At 71.7% G+C, this 18,245-nt stretch carries 20 protein-coding genes and 1 tRNA gene; 11 read left to right on the plus strand and 10 right to left on the minus strand.

What is annotated here, in order from left to right; translation table 11 throughout:
* Nucleotides 1–239 precede the first annotated feature (239 nt).
* From ACEN8D_RS11475 to ACEN8D_RS11490, 4 genes are all read left to right on the plus strand, one after another.
* Nucleotides 240–1,652 (plus strand): APC family permease, encoded by a 1,413-nt coding sequence (locus ACEN8D_RS11475; RefSeq protein WP_413399845.1) that lies wholly within the window; start codon nt 240–242, stop codon nt 1,650–1,652.
* Between the two features lie 17 nt (nt 1,653–1,669).
* Complete coding sequence (locus tag ACEN8D_RS11480; protein WP_413399844.1) at nt 1,670–3,055, plus strand: NAD-dependent succinate-semialdehyde dehydrogenase; 1,386 nt, start codon at nt 1,670–1,672, stop codon at nt 3,053–3,055.
* 119 nt (nt 3,056–3,174) lie between these two features.
* Entirely contained in the window at nt 3,175–3,405 is a 231-nt protein-coding gene (locus ACEN8D_RS11485; protein ID WP_261645853.1) for a type II toxin-antitoxin system VapB family antitoxin, read from the plus strand.
* Nucleotides 3,402–3,806, plus strand: a complete 405-nt coding sequence (locus ACEN8D_RS11490; RefSeq protein ID WP_309777681.1) for a PIN domain-containing protein — start codon at nt 3,402–3,404, stop codon at nt 3,804–3,806. The genes ACEN8D_RS11485 and ACEN8D_RS11490 overlap by 4 nt, the downstream gene beginning before the upstream one ends.
* Before the next feature lie 89 nt (nt 3,807–3,895).
* Here the strand turns inward: ACEN8D_RS11490 and glgX are convergent, their stop codons facing one another.
* A complete protein-coding gene (glgX, locus tag ACEN8D_RS11495) occupies nt 3,896–5,914 on the minus strand; it encodes a glycogen debranching protein GlgX (RefSeq protein WP_413398668.1) in 2,019 nt (672 codons plus the stop codon).
* A 57-nt stretch (nt 5,915–5,971) separates the two neighbouring features.
* The gene (locus ACEN8D_RS11500) at nt 5,972–6,268 is read right to left on the minus strand and encodes a hypothetical protein (RefSeq protein WP_309777677.1); all 297 of its coding nucleotides are present in this window, start codon (nt 6,266–6,268) and stop codon (nt 5,972–5,974) included.
* Nucleotides 6,269–6,339: 71 nt separating this feature from the next.
* On the opposite strand from ACEN8D_RS11500, the gene ACEN8D_RS11505 reads away from it, so the two are divergent.
* Nucleotides 6,340–6,792 carry a hypothetical protein gene (locus ACEN8D_RS11505; protein WP_309777674.1) on the plus strand — a complete coding sequence of 151 codons (453 nt, stop codon included), beginning with the start codon at nt 6,340–6,342 and terminating at the stop codon, nt 6,790–6,792.
* Between the two features lie 120 nt (nt 6,793–6,912).
* On the opposite strand, the gene ACEN8D_RS11510 is transcribed toward ACEN8D_RS11505, so the two are convergent.
* Entirely contained in the window at nt 6,913–7,647 is a 735-nt protein-coding gene (locus tag ACEN8D_RS11510; RefSeq protein WP_413398667.1) for an SDR family NAD(P)-dependent oxidoreductase, read from the minus strand.
* A 77-nt stretch (nt 7,648–7,724) separates the two neighbouring features.
* Here ACEN8D_RS11510 and ACEN8D_RS11515 point away from each other — a divergent pair, with 77 nt between their 5' ends.
* Both ACEN8D_RS11515 and ACEN8D_RS11520 read left to right on the plus strand, forming a co-directional pair.
* Nucleotides 7,725–8,303, plus strand: coding sequence for a TetR/AcrR family transcriptional regulator (locus tag ACEN8D_RS11515; RefSeq protein WP_413398666.1), 579 nt, complete (start codon nt 7,725–7,727; stop codon nt 8,301–8,303).
* A 38-nt stretch (nt 8,304–8,341) separates the two neighbouring features.
* The gene (locus ACEN8D_RS11520) at nt 8,342–8,995 is read left to right on the plus strand and encodes an HAD family hydrolase (protein WP_413461275.1); all 654 of its coding nucleotides are present in this window, start codon (nt 8,342–8,344) and stop codon (nt 8,993–8,995) included.
* A 24-nt stretch (nt 8,996–9,019) separates the two neighbouring features.
* On the opposite strand, the gene ACEN8D_RS11525 is transcribed toward ACEN8D_RS11520, so the two are convergent.
* Together ACEN8D_RS11525 and ACEN8D_RS11530 are read right to left on the minus strand one after the other, a co-directional pair.
* Nucleotides 9,020–9,172: a hypothetical protein gene (locus ACEN8D_RS11525; RefSeq protein ID WP_495601017.1), complete on the minus strand. Its 153-nt coding sequence runs from the start codon at nt 9,170–9,172 to the stop codon at nt 9,020–9,022.
* A gap of 52 nt (nt 9,173–9,224) precedes the next feature.
* The gene (locus ACEN8D_RS11530) at nt 9,225–9,719 is read right to left on the minus strand and encodes a GNAT family N-acetyltransferase (RefSeq protein ID WP_413398662.1); all 495 of its coding nucleotides are present in this window, start codon (nt 9,717–9,719) and stop codon (nt 9,225–9,227) included.
* A 54-nt stretch (nt 9,720–9,773) separates the two neighbouring features.
* Between ACEN8D_RS11530 and ACEN8D_RS11535 the strand changes: the two genes are divergently transcribed.
* Nucleotides 9,774–10,304, plus strand: coding sequence for a GNAT family N-acetyltransferase (locus ACEN8D_RS11535; protein ID WP_413398661.1), 531 nt, complete (start codon nt 9,774–9,776; stop codon nt 10,302–10,304).
* Between the two features lie 57 nt (nt 10,305–10,361).
* On the opposite strand, the gene ACEN8D_RS11540 is transcribed toward ACEN8D_RS11535, so the two are convergent.
* Genes ACEN8D_RS11540 through gabT form a run of 3 tightly spaced genes read right to left on the minus strand, consistent with a single transcriptional unit; the run spans nt 10,362 to nt 14,619 of the window.
* Nucleotides 10,362–11,732 carry a flavin monoamine oxidase family protein gene (locus tag ACEN8D_RS11540; RefSeq protein ID WP_413398660.1) on the minus strand — a complete coding sequence of 457 codons (1,371 nt, stop codon included), beginning with the start codon at nt 11,730–11,732 and terminating at the stop codon, nt 10,362–10,364.
* Nucleotides 11,729–13,258 carry an NAD-dependent succinate-semialdehyde dehydrogenase gene (locus ACEN8D_RS11545; RefSeq protein WP_413398659.1) on the minus strand — a complete coding sequence of 510 codons (1,530 nt, stop codon included), beginning with the start codon at nt 13,256–13,258 and terminating at the stop codon, nt 11,729–11,731. Before ACEN8D_RS11545 ends, ACEN8D_RS11540 begins: the two co-directional genes overlap by 4 nt.
* Nucleotides 13,255–14,619: a 4-aminobutyrate--2-oxoglutarate transaminase gene (gabT, locus tag ACEN8D_RS11550; RefSeq protein ID WP_413398658.1), complete on the minus strand. Its 1,365-nt coding sequence runs from the start codon at nt 14,617–14,619 to the stop codon at nt 13,255–13,257. The genes ACEN8D_RS11545 and gabT overlap by 4 nt, the downstream gene beginning before the upstream one ends.
* Before the next feature lie 92 nt (nt 14,620–14,711).
* Between gabT and ACEN8D_RS11555 the strand changes: the two genes are divergently transcribed.
* Both ACEN8D_RS11555 and ACEN8D_RS11560 read left to right on the plus strand, forming a co-directional pair.
* Nucleotides 14,712–16,244, plus strand: coding sequence for a PucR family transcriptional regulator (locus tag ACEN8D_RS11555; RefSeq protein ID WP_413398657.1), 1,533 nt, complete (start codon nt 14,712–14,714; stop codon nt 16,242–16,244).
* 20 nt (nt 16,245–16,264) lie between these two features.
* Nucleotides 16,265–16,906, plus strand: coding sequence for a TetR/AcrR family transcriptional regulator (locus ACEN8D_RS11560; RefSeq protein ID WP_413461276.1), 642 nt, complete (start codon nt 16,265–16,267; stop codon nt 16,904–16,906).
* Here the strand turns inward: ACEN8D_RS11560 and ACEN8D_RS11565 are convergent.
* Nucleotides 16,872–17,540: an NUDIX domain-containing protein gene (locus ACEN8D_RS11565; RefSeq protein ID WP_413398458.1), complete on the minus strand. Its 669-nt coding sequence runs from the start codon at nt 17,538–17,540 to the stop codon at nt 16,872–16,874. The genes ACEN8D_RS11560 and ACEN8D_RS11565 overlap by 35 nt on opposite strands.
* 86 nt (nt 17,541–17,626) lie before the next feature.
* Between ACEN8D_RS11565 and ACEN8D_RS11570 the strand changes: the two genes are divergently transcribed.
* On the plus strand, nt 17,627–18,067 hold the full coding sequence (locus ACEN8D_RS11570; protein WP_413398457.1) for a hypothetical protein: 441 nt from the start codon (nt 17,627–17,629) through the stop codon (nt 18,065–18,067).
* Nucleotides 18,068–18,123: 56 nt separating this feature from the next.
* Here ACEN8D_RS11570 and ACEN8D_RS11575 read toward each other — a convergent pair.
* Nucleotides 18,124–18,210: transfer RNA gene (locus ACEN8D_RS11575), tRNA-Leu, on the minus strand.
* Nucleotides 18,211–18,245: the final 35 nt, after the last annotated feature.

The following is an 18,245-nucleotide window of genomic DNA, read 5'->3' on the forward strand; positions in this document are numbered from 1 at the left end:
GTGCCGGGAGTGCGCCCGCGGTTCCGGCCCCGTGGCTGAGCATCTTCCCGGCCGGTCCCAGGCTCCGATCGGCAAGCGACACCGCGTACATCCCTGCGTCGCATCGTGTACTCCGTGGCGGGTCCGACGCTGCCCGCGGCGTCGGTATCGTCAGCGGATCGGTCCACCCGATCAGGTCCGCGCACCGCCGCGCGGACCCCGGCCCCCGCAGCTCCGGCTGCGAGCAGGAGGGAACCCCCATGGCGTCACCGACCATCGTCACCGCCCCACCCGGCACCGCGCGTGGTGGGTCCCTGAAGCGGAGTCTCGGGCTGTGGGCGATCGTCGGACTCGGCCTCGGGTACATGACGCCGACCGTGGTGTTCGACACCTTCGGCATCGTCGCCGGCGAGACGAACGGCGCCGTGCCGAGTGCGTACCTCATCGCCCTCGTGATCATGCTCCTGACGGCGATCAGCTACGGGAAGATGGTCCGCGTCTACCCGGCGGCGGGTTCGGCCTACACGTACGTGCGGGAGTCGATCCACCCGAACGCCGGCTTCATGGTCGGCTGGGCGTCCCTGCTCGACTACCTGCTGCTGCCGATGGTGAACGCGCTCATCATCCGTCTGTACCTCGAGCAGGTCTTCCCGGCACTGCCCGCGTGGGTGACGGTGGTCGTCTACACGCTGTTCGTCACGACGGTGATCTGCCTGTCGATGCGCGGGACGTCGAACCTCAACATGGTCCTGCTCATCGGGGCGATCCTCGCGATGGTCGCGTTCGTCGTCTTCGCCGTGATCGAACTCGTCGAGGGTGCCGGTGCCGGCACGGTGGTCAGCGCCGAGCCCTTCGTGCACGACGGCGTGACGATGTCGGCGCTCCTCACCGGCGCGACCGTCGTGTGCTTCTCGTTCATCGGGTTCGACGCGGTGACGATGTACACGGAGGAGGCGAAGAGCATCCGCATCATGCCGAAGGCGATCCTGCTGACCGTCCTCATCGGCGGGCTCATCTTCCTCGTCTCGGCGTACTTCGCCCAGCTCCGCTTCCCGACCAACGCCCCGTTCGGCGAGTTCACCGACGACCCGCTGCCCCAGATCGGGCTGCTCGTCGGCGGCAAGGTGTTCCAGGCGATCCTCGTCGCCGCCGGGTTCGTCGCCGCACTCGCCTCGGGCCTGGCCTCGCACGCCAGCGTCGCCCGCATGCTGCTCGTGATGGGCCGCAACAACGTCCTGCCGAAGAAGGTCTTCGGGTACGTGAGCCCGAGGACCCGCACACCCATCCCGAACGTCGTCATCGTCGGGGCGGTCACGCTCCTCGCGATGACGTTCTCGCTCGACACCATCTCGGCGTACATCAACTTCGGCGCCCTCATCGCGTTCACGTTCGTCAACCTGACGGTCATCGTGCACTTCGCCTGGCGCGAGGGCCGCCGGCACACCGCCCGCGACCGGTTCACCTTCATCGTCCTCCCCGGGGTCGCGATGCTGCTGACCGGTGTTCTCTGGTCTCAGCTGCACGCCGACGCCCTCATCGCCGGCGGCGTCTGGGCCGCGATCGGCTTCGTGTACCTGCTGGTGATCACGAAGGGGTTCCGGATCCAGCCGAAGGGCTTCGACGAGAACCAGCCCGTCACCGGCGTCAACAAGCAGCTGACCGACCAGGTCTGAACCACACAGGAGACACGATGAACGACACGGCCACCGTCTACGCGGTCACCGACCCGGCCACCGGCCAGACCCTCGCCACGTTCCCGACGATCACCGACGAGGAGCTCCGCGCGGCGATCGACACCGCCGACCGCACGCACGCCCAGTGGTCGCGCACGAGTACCGTCGCCGACCGCGCCGCGCTGCTGCACCGCGTCGCCGAGCTGTACCGGGAGCGTCGGGACGACCTCGCCGCCACGATCGTCCGCGAGATGGCGAAGCCGATCGACCAGGCCGTGGGCGAGGTCGACTTCTGCGCCGACATCTACGACTACTACGCCGACCACGCCGAGGAGTTCCTCGCCGACCAGCCGATCACCCTGGCGGACGGCAGCGAGGGCAGCGCGTTCATCCGGAAGTCCTCGATCGGCGTCCTGCTCGGCATCATGCCGTGGAACTTCCCCGCGTACCAGATCGCCCGGTTCGCCGGTCCGAACCTCGTCATCGGCAACACCGTCCTGCTCAAGCACGCCCCGCAGTGCCCGGAGTCCGCACTCGCGATCGAGCAGGTCTTCCACGACGCGGGCTTCCCCGAGGGCGCGTACACGAACGTCTTCGCCACGAACGACCAGGCGGCCGACGTCATCGCCGACCCGCGCGTCCAGGGCGTCTCCCTCACCGGCTCCGCACGCGCCGGTGCCGCCGTCGCCGAGATCGCCGGCCGCAACCTCACCAAGGTCGTCCTCGAGCTCGGCGGCTCGGACCCGTTCATCCTGCTGTCGACCGACGACCTCGACGCCGTGGTTGAATCAGCCGTCGCCACCCGCCTCGAGGGCAACGGCCAGGTCTGCAACGCCGCGAAGCGCTTCCTCGTCGCCGACCACCTTCACGACGACTTCCTGGCGAAGTTCACCGACGCGATGGCCGCGGTCTCGCCCACCGACCCGACGACGCCCGGTGCCGAGCTCGGTCCGCTGTCCTCCCCCGCCGCAGCCGACCGGTTGCAGGAGCAGCTCGCGGCCGCGACCGCCCAGGGCGCCACCGTCGTCACCGGCGGCCAGCGTCAGGGGAACGCGTTCACTCCGACGATCCTGACCGGCGTCACGCCCGACAACGACGCGTACCGCGAGGAGTTCTTCGGCCCCGTCGCCGCCGTCTACCGGGTCGAGGACGAGGACGCCGCGATCACGATCGCGAACGACACCCCGTACGGCCTCGGCTCGTACCTCTTCACGACCGACGCCGAGCAGGCACTGCGGGTCGCCGATCGCATCGAGGCCGGGATGGTCTACGTGAACATCGTCGGCGCGGACAGCCCGGAGCTCCCCTTCGGCGGCGTCAAGGCGAGCGGCTTCGGCCGCGAGCTCGGCCCGCTCGGGGCCGACGAGTTCGTCAACAAGAAGCTGATCCGCATCGGCGGCTGACACCCTGGACCCGGCCCACGGACGGACGGGAGGCGCGGTGCCAGCCGGCACCGCGCCTCCCGTCCGTTATATAAGCGGGTGTATAGTCGTGGTCTGCACGCACGGAAGGAGCGGACACGATGACCGTCACGACGATCGACCTCGACCAGGCGGTGCTCGACACCGCCAAGGAGCTCACGGGCGCACGCACGAACCGCGACGTCGTGAACCGCGCGCTGCAGACGCTCATCGCGGTGCGGCGCCAGCCCGACGCCGTCGAGCGGATCGTGGGCCGGACGTTCACCGACGAACAGACGGGTGCCCCCGTCGAGCACTACTCCGCACCGGGAGTGCCCTCGGACGAGGCGTGAGCGCGTACATCGTCGACAACTCGGTGTGGTGGAAGGCCGGGCGTCATCCCGCCATCGCGACACGACTCCGTGCGGTGTCGACGCAGGACCTCATCCTCACGTGCCCGCCGCAGGTGCTCGAGTACTGCTTCTCCGCACGCGATGCGGCTGAGCACGCGGAGTTCCGACGCGACATGGAGGTGTTCTTCCCCGCCGAGGAGCACCCGAGCGCAGCCGACGTCCTCACGCTGCAGAGCGCACTGTGGAACGGCGGGTACGTCCGTGGCGCCGGAGCGGTCGACTCGCTGATTGCCGCGTACGCGATCGCGAACGAGGCGATCGTGCTCACGGCTGACCGCGACTACGACCACATCGCTGCCGTCGTGCCGGACTTCCGGCACGAGTACCTGCCGGAGCGGTGAGCGGGCGCGACCGCACTGCTCCCGCATGACGGGAGGCGCGGTGCCAGCCGGCACCGCGCCTCCCATCCGTCAGATGGTCGCCCGAGCGATCAGACCAGCGCCGTGAACGACGCGTCGCGCACCAGCACCGTCGCCGCGTCGTCGCCGACGGCCTGGTCCGGGTCGCTCGACAGCCCGAGGGACCAGCGCCCGCCACCCGGCTTCTCCGGCAGGGTGAACTCGACGGTGGTCTCCGAGGCGTTGAGCAACACCGCCACGACGTCGTCGCGCTGCTGCAGGACGAGCATGACCGCCCGGTTGCCGCCGTCCGCCCAGTCGGCGTCGTCGAATCCCTTCGCGTCGGCACGGAGTACGTCGACCGTGGACTCCGAGTCGCCGGGAGCCGTGCGGTACCACTCGGGACGCAGTGACACGTGCTCCCGACGGAAGGCGATCGCCTCGGTCGTGAAGGCCAGCAGGTCCCGGTCGGCCGCGGCCCAGTCGAACCACGAGATCTCGTCGTCCTGGCAGTAGGCGTTGTTGTTGCCGCCCTGCGACCGGGCGATCTCGTCGCCGCCGAGGATCATCGGGACGCCCGCCGAGAGCAGCAGCGTGCCGAGGAAGTTCCGGCGCTGCCGGTTGCGGTAGTCGTTCACCACGCCGTCGTCGGTCGGGCCCTCGACACCGCCGTTGAACGAGGTGTTGTCGCTCTCGCCGTCGTTGTTGTCCTCGCCGTTCGCCTCGTTGTGCTTCTCGGCGTACATCGTCAGGTCCGCCAGGGTGAAACCGTCGTGGGCGGTGACGAAGTCGACCGAGCACAGCGGGGAGCGCCGAGAGCCCTCGTAGACGTCCGGGCTGCCGAGCACGCGCTGCACGGCGTCACCGAGGGTGCCCGCGTCGCCGCGCCAGAACGCGCGCAGGTCGTCGCGGTACTTGCCGTTCCACTCCGACCAGTCCGCCGGGAAGCCGCCGACCTGGTAGCCGGCGGTGTCCCACGGCTCGGCGATCATCTTCACCTCGCGGAGCACCGGGTCCTGGTGGATGATGTCGAGGAACGCCGAGTGCTTCTCCGCCTCGCCGCCCTGACGGGTCAGCGTCGTCGCGAGGTCGAAGCGGAAGCCGTCGACGTGCATCTCCTCGACCCAGTACCGGAGCGAGTCCATGACGAGGCCGAGCGCCGCGGGGTGCGACACGTTGAGGCTGTTGCCCGTGCCGGTCGTGTCGAAGTAGTTCGCCTCGTCGCCCTCGACCAGTCGGTAGTACGACTCGTTGTCGATGCCCTTGAACGAGAGCGTCGGGCCCATGTGGTTGCCCTCGGCCGTGTGGTTGTAGACGACGTCCATGATGACCTCGAGGCCGGCGGCGTGCAGGGCCTGCACCATCGCCTTGAACTCGGCGACCTGCTGGCCGGCGGTGCCGGACGACGAGTACTCGTCGTGCGGGGCGAAGAACCCGATGCTGTTGTAGCCCCAGTAGTTGCGGAGGCCCTTGTCGGCGAGGGTCGAGTCCTGCACGAACTGGTGCGTCGGCAGCAGCTCGACGGCGGTCACCCCGAGGTCGGTGAGGTGCTTGATCGCCGCCGGGTGCGCGAGTCCGGCGTAGGTCCCGCGGATCTCCTCGGGCACGTCCGGGTGCTGCTTCGTGAAGCCCTTGACGTGGACCTCGTACACGACCGTGTCGGCGAGGGCCGTGCGGGGCCGCGCGTCGTCGCCCCAGTCGAAGTCGCGGTCGGCGACGACGGACTTCGGCATCGCAGCGGCCGAGTCGGTCTCGTCGATCTGGTCCGGGTGCTGCATGTCGTGGCCGAACAGCGCCTGGCCCCACTCGTACGTGCCGTCGACGGCGGTGGCGTACGGGTCGAGCAGCAGCTTCGCCGGGTTGTGGCGGAGGCCCTTCGCCGGGTCCCATGCGCCGTGGACGCGGAAGCCGTAGCGGGTCCCCACGGTCACGTCCGGGACGACGTCGTGGAAGGTGTAGCCGGTGCGGTTCGTGAGCTCGGTGCGGTGTTCGGTGCCGTCCTCGTCGAACCGGCAGAACTCGACGCGCTCGGCGGTGCTGGAGAAGAGAGCGACGTTCGCGCCGCCGTCGACGAGTGTCACGCCGAGCGGGGTGCGGGAAGAAGTGGTCATGTCGTCGTTCTACCGGTCGGCGACTGTGTCCCCGGCTCGCCGACGTACCCCTTCCGGTTACCGGGGGCTCGACCCGAACTCGACGCCGACCTGGACGCCGGACACGAGGTCGACCAGCATCACCACCACGGGGGCGAGGCTCAGCGCAGCGCCGAGCACCAGTACGACCCGGTCGGGCCGGCGACGGAACCACGGCGTCCCGAGCAGCGCGAGGAACACGAGCCCGAGGCCGGGGAACAGACCGTTGCTCGCGAGTTGCACGATGGCCACGAGCGCGAGCAGCAGGGCGTGCTGGCCCGTCAGCCGGGTCGGCGCAGCAGGGCCGCTCCGGAGCGGGGTCGCGTTCGGGTCCACATCGCGATCGTAGTGCGAGCGGCACCGTCCACGCGTGGTGCGCAGCGCAACTCCGGTCCTAGGATCACCACGTGACCACCGGTGTCCCGCGCTCCCGCCCCGTCCTCGTGACCGCTGCCGTCGTGCTGTGGCTCGTGCTGTTCGCGTGCGACCTGGTCACACGGCTCGTGGACCTGCCCGGAACGGTGTCGTCCGGTGGCCCCTGGGGCCTCGTGCCGGTCGCCATCGGCCTGGCGATCCTCGGCTGGTTCGTGTTCGGTGCACTGCGCGTCGGCCGCGGCTCCGGACGCGCACGGTTCTGGATGGCGGTGCTCGGTGTGGTCGGAGCCATCAGCGCCCTCCTGCCGCCGTACGGACTCACCACCGCGAACGGCGTACTGGGTGCCGTCGCCGCGTTCTTGCCGTACCTGCCCGCTGCCCGCGGGTACTTCCCGCCACGCCAGCGCCCTGCTGCCCGGGTCGCGCAGCCGCGGGTGGTCGGTTGGGACCCGGACACCGGTGAACCCATCCGCGCCGCAGACTGACGAGGGCGCGGACCAGACGCTGTCCTGCTCCGGGTCCTTCGTGGCGACTGGACGAGGCGCAGGAGGACTGGAGGCGCGGTGCGAGCTGACACCGCGCCTCCCGTCCGTCAGCGGGTCGCGTCAGACCGCGATCCGGCCACCGTCCACCGGCAGGACCGCGCCGTGCACGAAGGAGGCCGCGTCGGTGGCGAGGAAGACGATCGCCTCGGCGATCTCCCCGGCCGTGCCCGGCCGTCCGGCCGGACCGGCAGCGGCGAGCTGGTCGAGGCTCTCGCCCATCGCCGCCGTGCCCTCGGTGCGGGTCGGACCGGGGCTCACGGCGTTGACGCGGACGCCGGCGGGGCCGAACTCAGCCGCCCACGACTTCGTCAGCAGGACGAGCGCCGCCTTCGTCGAGCCGTACAGCCCCATGCCGGCCGCACCGAACTCGGCGACCATCGTCGTGACGTTCACGATGGCGCCCGTGCCGCGCTCTGCCATGCCCGGAGCGAGAGCAGCGACCAGGAAGTACGGCGCCTTCACATTGACGTCGTAGACCTCGTCGAAACCTTCCGAGGTGGTGTCAGCCGTCGCGCCGAAGGGGAAGATCCCGGCGCTGTTGACGAGCACGTCGACCCGGCCGCCCCCGATCGCGAGTGCCGCCTCGGCGAGCTCCTTCGCGCTGGTGGCGTCCCGCAGGTCTGCCCGGGCGAAGTCGGCCGTGCCGCCGGCAGCGCGGATCCCCCGCACGACCTCGTCACCCCGCTCGGTGTTCCGGCCGGAGACGACGACGTGAATCCCCTCCGCGGCGAGGCGTTCGGCGGTGGCGCGGCCGATGCCGCTGGTGGACCCGGTGACGAGGGCGGTGGTGGTCATGGTCGATGTCCTAACTGAACAGATCGGTTTGGTTGAATCGCTGGTAACTGTACAGATCAGTGCAGTAAAGTCAAACCATGTCCGACACGTCGACTTCCCGAACCCGCCGCCGACCCGCGTACGAGCGCGCGGTCGCCACGGCCGACCGGCTCTTCTACGAGCAGGGGATCCACGCGGTCGGGGTGGACCAGGTCGCTGCCGAGGCGGACATCTCGAAGGCGAGCCTCTACACGCACTTCCGGACGAAGGACGACCTCGTGCTCGGCTACCTGCAAGGACGGAGCCGGTCGTGGCAGGAGCACGTCGCCGCCGAGCTCCCCGGGCGCGGGAGCACGCCGCGCGACCGCGTCCTGGCGGTGTTCGACCTGCTCGGGGAGTGGTTCGTAGCCCCGGGCTACCGGGGCTGCCCGTTCATCAACGTCGAGGCGGAGTACGGCGCCGGGCACCCCACGCACGAGGTGACGCTCGAGCACCGCACGTGGGTCCGCTCCCTCTTCGAGACGCTCCTCGCCGAGGCAGGCGTGGACGACCCGGGCGGCACGGCGCTCCAGCTCTGCGTGCTCTACGACGGCGCGATGGCGAGCGCGCAGGCCGACCCCTCGCGACCCTGGGCGGCAGCGGCGCGTGCGGCGGCCGAGCGGGTGATCCGGGCCTGACGTCCACCCGATGCCGGACCGGCGGCTACGCTCCGAGCATGCGGACGCGGAGCATCGTCTTCTTCGACATCGACGGCACCCTTGTCCCGTCGGGTTCGACCGCCAGCTTCCTCGCTGCACGGCTCGGCCACCAGGAGCAGCTCGATGCGGCGGAGGCGCGCTACGCGGCAGGGAGCATGACGAACGAGCAGGTGAGCGTGGTCGACGCCGCTGGGTGGCGCGGCGTCGAGGTCGACACCGTCGCCGGTTGGCTCGAGCAGCTCCCGATGATCGACGGCGTCGACGACGTGGTCGCATGGTGCCTCGGCCGAGGGGTCGAACCCGTCCTCGCCTCCCTCGCCTGGGCACCCGTGAGTGAAGCGATCGCGAGACGGTACGGGTTCACCGCGAACGGCGGCCCGCGGGTCGCGGTCTCCGGATCGACCTACGACGGCACCGTCGGCGCGCACTTCGACGAGTACGACAAGCGCGACCGTGCACTGGCGCTGGCGGCCGACCGGGGCGTACCGAGGACTCGGTGCTGCGCCGTCGGGGACAGTCGATCCGACGTGCCGCTCTTCGACGCCTTGCCCAGCGCCCTCGCGCTCAACGCCGACCCACGTGCCCGAGCGGCCGCGACGGCATCGATCGAGTCGAACGACCTCCGCGACGTCCTGCCGTGGCTGGACGCCTGGGAGCGCGCACTCGACTGATCGACGCCGTCGTCGGCCTGCGGACTACTGCGGGTCGGCCGGCTCGCCGCCCGAGTCGTGGTCGCTGTCCTGCTCCGGGTCCTGCGTGGCGTCGCCCGCGGGCGACCCGTCCGGCAGGTCCTCGGTGTACTGACGTTCGGTGTCGGTGGGGTCGCTGGTTCCGCTGGTGTCGCTCATGTCCCGGACCGTACGCGCGCTGCGTCCGGTGTCCGTCCAGGACGGGCGTCGGTCAGCGGACGAGCCGCACGGTGGAGCCGATCGGGCCGAAGCTCGACGTGGCACCATCCGGAGCGAAGCCGTTCCGTCGGTAGAAGGCGTGCGCGCGCGGGTTGTCCTCGGCGACCCACAGCGATGCCGGACGGTCACCGAGGACCGCGTCGAGGAGCGCTTGACCGCTGCCGTCGCCGTGGGCGCGCCCGAGCACGTACAGCATCGTGAGTTCCTCGGGTCGGACGGCGTCGGGCTCGGTCGTCGCCTCCACCGCGGCGAAGCCGACGATCCCGTCAGCGCTGTCGGCCACCACGGTCGCGAACGTCCCCTGGGCGAGGTTCGCGCGCCACATGTCGAGTCGCCGGCCGAGGTCGAACCACGGGTCGGTGTCCGGGTCGTCCACGAACCGGCCGTAGGTCTCGCGCCATGATGCGGTGTGCACCCTGGCGATGCCCTCGGCGTCGGCGGTCGTCGCCGGGCGGATCGCCACGGCCTCGTCGTGCGGGTCTCCCATGGGACGACCGTACCGGCAGCGCAGGGAGGCCGACCCGGACCGTAGGCTCGCCTCGTGCACCGACGCATCCGCTTCGCCCGACCTGAGGACGCTCCCGCGGTCGAGCAGATCGAGAACCAGGCCGACCGGCTGTTCGACGACCGCTTCCGTCCGGAGACGTGGCCTCCGGCACCGACCGGCACCGAGCGGCTCGCCGAGCCGGGCTTCCTGCTGGTCGTCGAGGGCGACGACGGCGGGCCGGCGGGCTTCGTCCACGTGCGCGAGCGGGACGGCGTCTGCCACCTGGAGCAGCTCTCGGTGACGCCCGGACACGCGCGGCAGGGTCTCGGTCGAGCGCTGGTCGAGGCGGCGAAGGACGAGGCCCGAGCGCGCGGTCACGAGGCCATCACGCTCCGGACCTACGCGGACGTGCCCTGGAACGCCCCCTTCTACGCGACCGCCGGGTTCGTCGAGCAAGCACCGTCGTCGCCGTTCGACGACGGGCTGGTGGCGACCGAGGCACGGCTCGGGCTCGACCGGTACGGTCGCCGCGTCCAGATGGTCGCCTCCCTGACGGAGGCGGACGGCCTGGACCCACACCGATGACGGACGGGAGGCGCGGTGCCAGCCCGCACCGCGCCTCCCGTCCGTCTCGGCGTGGGTCTACTGCACCGCCGGCTGCGGCAACGAGGCGAGGATCTCGGCCGCCGCTTCGCGGCCCATCCGCACCGCCCCGTCCACGTGCTGGTACCCGTGCCCGGCGAGGTCGCTCGACGCGAACCGGATCGGGCCGACGGCAGCGCGCTGGTCGGCGCCGTACCGGACGAGGCCGCCCAGGTCGAAGCTCGCCGCGTAGGCGCCACGGGTCCACTCCTCGGTACCCCAGTCGCTCTCGTAGTAGACGACCGGTCGGCGCGCCTCGTCGCCGTAGTAGTGCGCGAGCGAGTCGAGCACCCGGGCCTTGCGCTCCTCGGCGGAGAGCGCGAAGACGTCGTCGGCGTGCTGGTCGGACACGAACCCGACGAGGGTGCCCTGCTCCTGCCCGTACGAGGTGTTGTCGTACGCCTCGTGCACGAGTTCGTACGGGCTGAACGCGGTGCCGGACAGCCCGGCGCCGCGCCAGAACGACCGGTCGTAGACGGCGTGCACCTTGATGACGAACCCCATCGACAGGTGCTGGTGCAGCTGGTGCTGGCGACGCGGCAGCGGCGGCTCGTACGAGATGCGGGAGTACAGGGGCGGCGGGACGGCCACGAGTGCCTGGCGGGCGCGGACCTCGATGCCGCCGTCGGCGAGCGCTGTGACGCCCTCGTCGTCCCAGCGCAGGGTGCGCACCGGGGCGTTCAGGTGGACGTCCGCACCGAGCCGGGCGGCGAGCCGCTCGGACACCTGCTGCATGCCGCCGACGACGCGCTTGTCGAGGATGAAGTCGGCGTCGACGAGGTTCGAGAAGCTCCCGGCCGAGGCGGCCATGAGCAGGGCCTGCAGCGCCGAGAAGGCGTGCGCGGGCTTGGTCAGCATGGCGCCGGCGATGAAGAGCTCGACGTTGTCGGTCGCGACCCGGTCGTCGCTCAGCGTGTGCAGCCAGGCGCGGAACGAGGTCTCGTCGAGCGCGGCGGCGTGGGGTGCTTCCCAGGGGCGTGCCGGGTCGACCGTCGCCACGTACTCGTCGACGACGGCGACGAGCCGTTCGATCTCGGCGGCGGTGGCCTCCGGCAGCGGGAAGATGTCGCCGGTGTACTCGGTCCGGGTGCCGTGCTCGTCGATGTAGACGCTGGAGCCCTCGCGGTAGCGGTCGTACGTCTCGAGTCCGAGTTCGTCGAGGGTCTCGAGCAGGGCGGTCTGGTCCGGGGAGACCCACTGGCCGCCGATCTCGAGGGTGACGCCCTCGATGTCGTTCGTCCACGTGCGGCCACCGACGCGGTCGCGGGCCTCGAGCACGGCCACGCGCTTCCCCTCGGCGACGAGGCGGTTCGCGGCGATGAGGCCGGTGACCCCGGCGCCGATGACGACGACGTCCTTCTCGATGGTCATCGCTGCGCTCCCTTCGTGCGCCCGAACGGGTCGGGCGTCAGCGTGTACATGGTCTCGAGGTACTCGGCGATGCCCTCGCCGCCGCCCTCGCGTCCGAGGCCGGACTGCTTGACCCCGCCGAACGGTGCCGACGCGTTCGAGACGACGCCGGTGTTGAGCCCCAGCATGCCCGTCTCGAGCCGTTCCGTGAGGCGCTGTCCGCGCGCGGGGTCCTCGGTGAACGCATAGCCGACGAGCCCGTACTCGGTGTCGTTCGCCGCGTCGATCGCCTCGTCCTCGGTCGAGAACGTCCGGATCGCCAGGACCGGTCCGAAGATCTCGTCGCGGAGCAGGTCGCTGCCGGGCTGCACGTCGGTGATCACGGTGGGCGCGTAGAACGTGCCGGGGCCGTCGACGGGGTGGCCGCCGGTCCGGAGGGTCGCACCGCGGTCGAGGGCGTCGGTGACGAGTCGGTGCGCCTTGTCGACGGCACGCTGGTCGATGAGCGGGCCGATGGCGACGCCGTCCTCGGTCCCGCGGCCGACGGACATGGCTGCGACGCGGTCGGTGAGGCGGCTGGCGAACTCCTCGGCGACGTCCTCGTGCACGAGGAACCGGTTGGCCGCGGTGCACGCCTGCCCGGTGTTCCGGAACTTCGCGGCGAGCGCCCCCTCGACGGCGAGGTCGAGGTCCGCGTCGGCGAACACGAGGAACGGGGCGTTGCCGCCGAGCTCCATGCTCGTCCGCAGCACGTTCTGCGCCGCCTGGGCGAGGAGGGTCCGGCCCACCGGCGTCGATCCCGTGAACGAGAGCTTCCGGAGTCGCGAGTCGGCGATGATCGGCTCGGACAGCGCACCGGCGTGCGTGGTGGGCACGACGTTGACGACCCCGGCCGGCACGCCCGCCTCGACCAGCAGGTCGGCGAACAGCAGGGTGGTGAGCGGGGTGAGTTCGGCGGGCTTCACGACGACCGTGCACCCGGCGGCGAGCGCGGGGGCGATCTTGCGGGTGGCCATCGCGAGGGGGAAGTTCCACGGGGTGATGAGGAACGCCGGGCCGACGGGCTTGTGGCTGACGATCGCACGGCCGGTGCCCTCGGGGTTGGTGCCGTAGGAGCCGCCGATGCGGACGGCCTCCTCGGAGAACCAGCGGAGGAACTCACCGCCGTAGGTGACCTCGCCGTTCGCCTCGGCGAGCGGCTTCCCCATCTCCAGCGTCATGAGGAGGGCGAAGTCGGCACGGCGTTCCTGGAGCAGGTCGAAGGCGCGGCGCAGGACTTCGGCTCGCTCGCGCGGCGGGGTCGCGGCCCAGCCGTGCTTCGCCGCTTCGGCGGCGTCGAGGGCCGCGACACCGTCTTCGGGGGTTGCGTCGGCGATCTCGAGGAGCGTCTCTCCGGTGGCGGGGTCGACGACGCCGAACGTGCCGCCGTCGGCTGCCGGTCGCCAGGTGCCGTCGACCAGGAGGCCCGTGGGGACCTTCGCGAGCAGCTCGCGTTCGGCGTCGGTGCGCTGGGTGGTCTGCTGGCTGGTCTGCTGGGTGTCGGTCATGCTGCTGCGAGTCCTTCCAGGACGATGTCGAGCCCCTCGTGGAGCAGGTCGTCGTCGATCGCGAGCGGGGGGAGGAAGCGGAGGACGTTGCCGTACGTCCCCGCGGTGAGGGCGATCACGCCGTGCTCGTACGCGTACCGTACGACCCGTCCGGTGAGCGCGGCGTCGGGTTCCCCGGTCGCCGGGTCGACGAGTTCGATCGCGATCATGGCGCCGCGGCCACGGACGTCGCCGATGCGGGGGTCGGTCGCCTGTGCGGCGCGGAGTCGTCCGAGCAGCACGTCGCCGATCTCGGCAGCGCGCTCGACCAGGCCGTCGTGCTCGAAGGCGTGGATCGCGGCGAGTGCTGCGGCGCACGCGACGGGGTTGCCGCCGTACGTGCCGCCGAGTCCGCCGACGTTGGCGGAGTCCATGATCTCGGCGCGCCCGGTGACGGCGGAGAGCGGCATCCCGCCGGCCATGCCCTTGGCGGTGGTGACGATGTCGGGGACGATGCCCTCGTGCTCGCTCGCGAACATGGCGCCGGTGCGGGCGAACCCGGTCTGCACCTCGTCGGCGATGAACACGACGTCGTTCGCGGTGGTCCACTCCGACAGCGCGGCGAGGAACCCGGGCGCCGGGACGACGAAGCCACCCTCGCCCTGGATCGGCTCGACGAGCACCGCGGCGGTGTTCTCCGCGCCGACCTGCTTCTCGATCTGGCTGATCGCGCGCTTCGCCGCCTCGGCACCGGACAGTCCGCCGTCGCGGAACGGGTACGACATCGGGACGCGGTACACCTCGGGCGCGAAGGGACCGAAGCCGTTCTTGTACGGCTGGTTCTTCGCGGTGAGCGCCATCGTGAGGTTCGTCCGCCCGTGGTAGGCGTGGTCGAACACCACGATCGCCTGCCGACCGGTGTGCTTGCGGGCGATCTTCACCGCGTTCTCGACCGCCTCGGCCCCGGAGTTGAAGAGCGCGCTCCGCTTCTCGTGGTCGCCGGGGGTGAGCCGGTTGAGCGCCTCGGCGACCTCGACGTACCCGTCGTAGGCGGCGATGGTGAAGCAGGTGTGCGTGAACGCCTGGACCTGCTGCTGCACGGCGTCGACCACGCCCGGGTGCGCGTTGCCGACGCTCGTCACGGCGATCCCGGAGCCGAGGTCGACGAAGGAGTTGCCGTCGGCGTCGACGACCACGCCGCCACCCGCCGCGACGACGGCGATCGGTACCGCGACCCCGACGCCGGACGCCACGGCGGCGGCCTTGCGTTCGAAGAGCGCTCGGGAGCGGGGGCCCGGCACCTCCGTGACGAGCCGCCGTTCCTGGGGCAGCGAGGGGCCGCCCGCGGCGGCGCTGGTCGAGGGTGCGACGGTGGAGGACATGCCGCGATCGTAGGAGCCACCCCCCCGCGGTGCCGCTGTCCACCGTGTACACCGGCGGCCACCTCGATCGACGCAGCGGATAGGGTGCACCCATGCCCGCGACCCTGCGCTCCCTGCTCCACCGCGCCGACCTGCGACTCCGGCTCCTGACGGCCACCGACGCAGCCCTCGATGCGCCGCTCTCCTGGTTGCACAGCTCCGACCTCGAGGACCCGACGCCGTTCCTCGCCGACGGGCAGGGGCTGCTCACCACCGGCACGCAGTTCGGCGACGACACCGAGGTCACGGCGGCGGTCGCGGACGCCTACGTCGCCCGACTGCTGCGCCGGGGCGTCGTCGCGCTCGGCTTCGGGGACGAGGTCGTGCGCACCGGCACCCCGCCGCAGCTCGTCGACGCCTGTACCGAGCAGGGGCTCGCACTCTTCGAGGTCCCGTACGAGACCTCCTTCATCGCCGTCGCGCAGGCGAACGCGGACGCCGTCGCCCGTGACGCCAACGCCCGCAACGCCTGGGCCCTCGCCGCGCAGCGGGCGATCTCGCTCGCGGCCATGCGCCCCGACGGCCTCGGGGCGACCATCGCCGAGCTGTCCCGGCAGCTCGACGGGTGGGTCGGCCTCTTCGACGTCTCCGGACGACTCGACCGCGGTCACCCGGCCGACGGTGTCCCCGCCGAGGACCTCGAGGTGCTCCGGACCGAGGCGCTCCGGCTCCTCCGGGCCGGCCAGCGGGCGAGCCTGCCCGTGACGACCGAACACCGCACCGGCTTCTCGCTGCAGACCCTCGGCAGCGGCGGCCACCTCAGCGGCGTGCTCGCCATCGCGAACGGCGGCGCGCTCGACCGGGCCGGCCGCGAGGTCGTCACCGCCGTGATCGCCCTGGCCGGACTCGCACTGCAGCAGAACCGCGAACTCGCCCGTGCGCGCGGGCTCCTCCGCACCGGGCTCCTCACCATGCTGTCGGTGGGCGACCCCGCCGTCGTGGACACGACCTCGCGCGAGGTGTGGGGACCGCTGCCGGCCGAACCCGTCCGGATCGCCGCCGTCGACGTCCCCGACCAGGACCTCGACACCGTGGTCGACTGGCTCGAGCTGTGGGTGCTGGACCGCCCCGGCCGGCTCTTCTTCGCGGCGGACGACGAGCTGTTCCTCTGCGTCGGCGCGGAGGACACCGCGATCGTCGAGGAACTCGTGGACCGCTTCGACCTGCACGCCGGGCTCTCCGACGGTGCCTCGTACCGGTACTTCGGCCGTGCGCGGACCGAGGCGGTGCAGGCTCTCGACCGCCGGCGCGAGGGGCGACCCGGCACCACCGAGTTCGGCGACCTCGCCCGCGAGGGGGTGCTCGCCCACCTCGCCCACGTGGACGTCGACGCCGGTGCCGTCGCCCGCGCGTTCCTCGCACCCCTGCTCGACCACGACCGGACGGCCGGCACCGAGCTGACCCGCACAGTACGCACCTGGCTCGAGCAGAACTGCGAGTACGACCGCACCGCCCAGGCACTCGGCATCCACCGGCACACCGCCCGCGCGCGGGTCGAGCACGCGGGACGGCTGCTCGAACGGGACCTGTCGGTGTTCGCCACCCGCGCCGACCTCTGGGCGGCGTTCGTCGTCGAGGGCGCGTGAGGCGCGCCTAGGCTGGCGTCGTGCCGACCACTCCGACCCGCCGGCGCCTGAGCCCGGCCGAGCGGGAGGCCCAGATCGCCGACGCGGCCGTCGCCGTCGCCCGCGCCGAGGGCCTCGCCGCCGTGACCCTGCGCGGTGTCGCCGCTGCGATCGGCGTGGCACCCTCGCTCGTGGCGCACTACCGCCCGGTGATGGAGGACCTCGTCGGCGACACCTTCCGCACCGTCGCGAGCGCCGAGGTGGCCGAGGTCCGCCGGATCGTCCACGAACGGTCCGACTCGACCGCACGCCTGGAGGCCCTGCTGGCCTGCATCGCCGACCCCACCCGCGACGACGTCGCCGCGCTCTGGGCCGACGCGTGGAGCCTCGGCCGGACCAACGGTGCACTCGCCACCGCCGCGCGCGACGTCATGGACGACTGGCAGGCGCTCGCGACCCGGGTGGTCCGCGACGGCGTCCGCGACGGGGTCATGCACACCGACGACCCGGACGCGGTCGGCCGGCTGCTGTTCGCGCTCGTGGACGCCACGAACGGGTACGCCCTCGTGGACTACCTCGACCGGCCGACGCGCGAGGGTCTCGTCCGCACGACGATCGCGCACGCCGTCGGGCTGGACGCCGCTGCCCTCAGCGCTGCAGCGCCGCCCACTGCAGGAGCATGATCGTCTTGCCGTCGGCGATGCGCCCGTCGGCGACCATCGCCAGGGCCTCGTCCAACGGGAGCTCGAGCACCTCGATGTCCTCACCCTCGTCCTCCAGCCCGCCGCCGACGTGCACGAGGTCGGCGGGCGTGTAGGCACCCACGTACCCGTGCACGCGCTCGGTCACGGACCCGGGGCTCATGAACGCGTCGAACACCTTCGTGAGGCTGCCGAGCCGGATGCCGAGCTCCTCCGCCGCCTCGCGCCGCACGGCCGTCTCCGGGTCGTCCTCGTCGAGGAGTCCCGCCGCCGCCTCGACGAGCATCCCGTCCGGGTGGCCGTTGACGTAGGCGGGCCAGCGGAACTGCCGGGTGAGCAGCACGGTGTCGCGCTCGGGGTCGTGGGGCAGCACGGCAGCACCGTTGCCGCGGTCGTAGGTCTCGCGCTGCTGCCGGTCCCAACGACCGTCACGGCGCCGCACGTCGAGCGTCGTCCGGCGGAGCACGTGCCAGCCGTCCGAGACGACCTCGACGTCACGGACGACCACGTCCGGGTTGCGGTCGAGGTCACGGCCGACGGCGTCGAGTCCGGTGCGACCACGGGCGTCCGGGACGGTGGTGCCGGGTCGGGGGTCGGTCGTGCGCGCGTCGTCCACGTCGTCACGCTAGCGTCCCGCCGGCGCGGGCAGGCCGCCGGTACGATCGTCACGGCGCACCAGGGAGCGGCGGGGACGGGGAGCACATGACGACGACGGACGACCTGCGACGTTCCCGACCGACCCCGCCTCCGGTCGTCCGGACGGCGGTCGTCCTCTGGGCCGTCTGGCTGGTCGTCGGGGTCGTCTCGACGGTCGTCCTCTCGGTGTCCGATCCGGAGCTGACCGGTGTCGGCGCCGTCCTCGCGGTCGTGCTGTCGTTCGTCGTCTGGGCCGCCGTCGCCGCTGCGACGATCCTGGTGCTCCGCGGCTCAGCGGTGGCCCGGATCGTGCTCGTGGCGATCGCAGCGCTCCGTGCCGTCCTGAGCATCACCGACGGTGGCCTGTCCACCGTCCTGATCCTGGTCTCGGTCGTCGCCGCGGTGCTGCTCTTCCTGCCCAGCGCACGCCCGTTCTTCCGGCGCACCGACGTGTCGGAGCCGAGCCGCGCCTCCAGGCCGACGGATCCCGACCACCCTCGGAACTGACGCCGCTGCACAACGCAAGAAGCCCCCGGATCTCTCCGGGGGCTTCTTGCGTTGTCTGGTGCGCGAGGGGGGACTTGAACCCCCACGCCGTTTCCAGCACACGGACCTGAACCGTGCGCGTCTACCAATTCCGCCACTCGCGCCAGCCCGAGAACACTACCACGCACAGACGCTGCCA

It is taken from the genome of Curtobacterium sp. Curtsp22 (genome assembly GCF_059492135.1).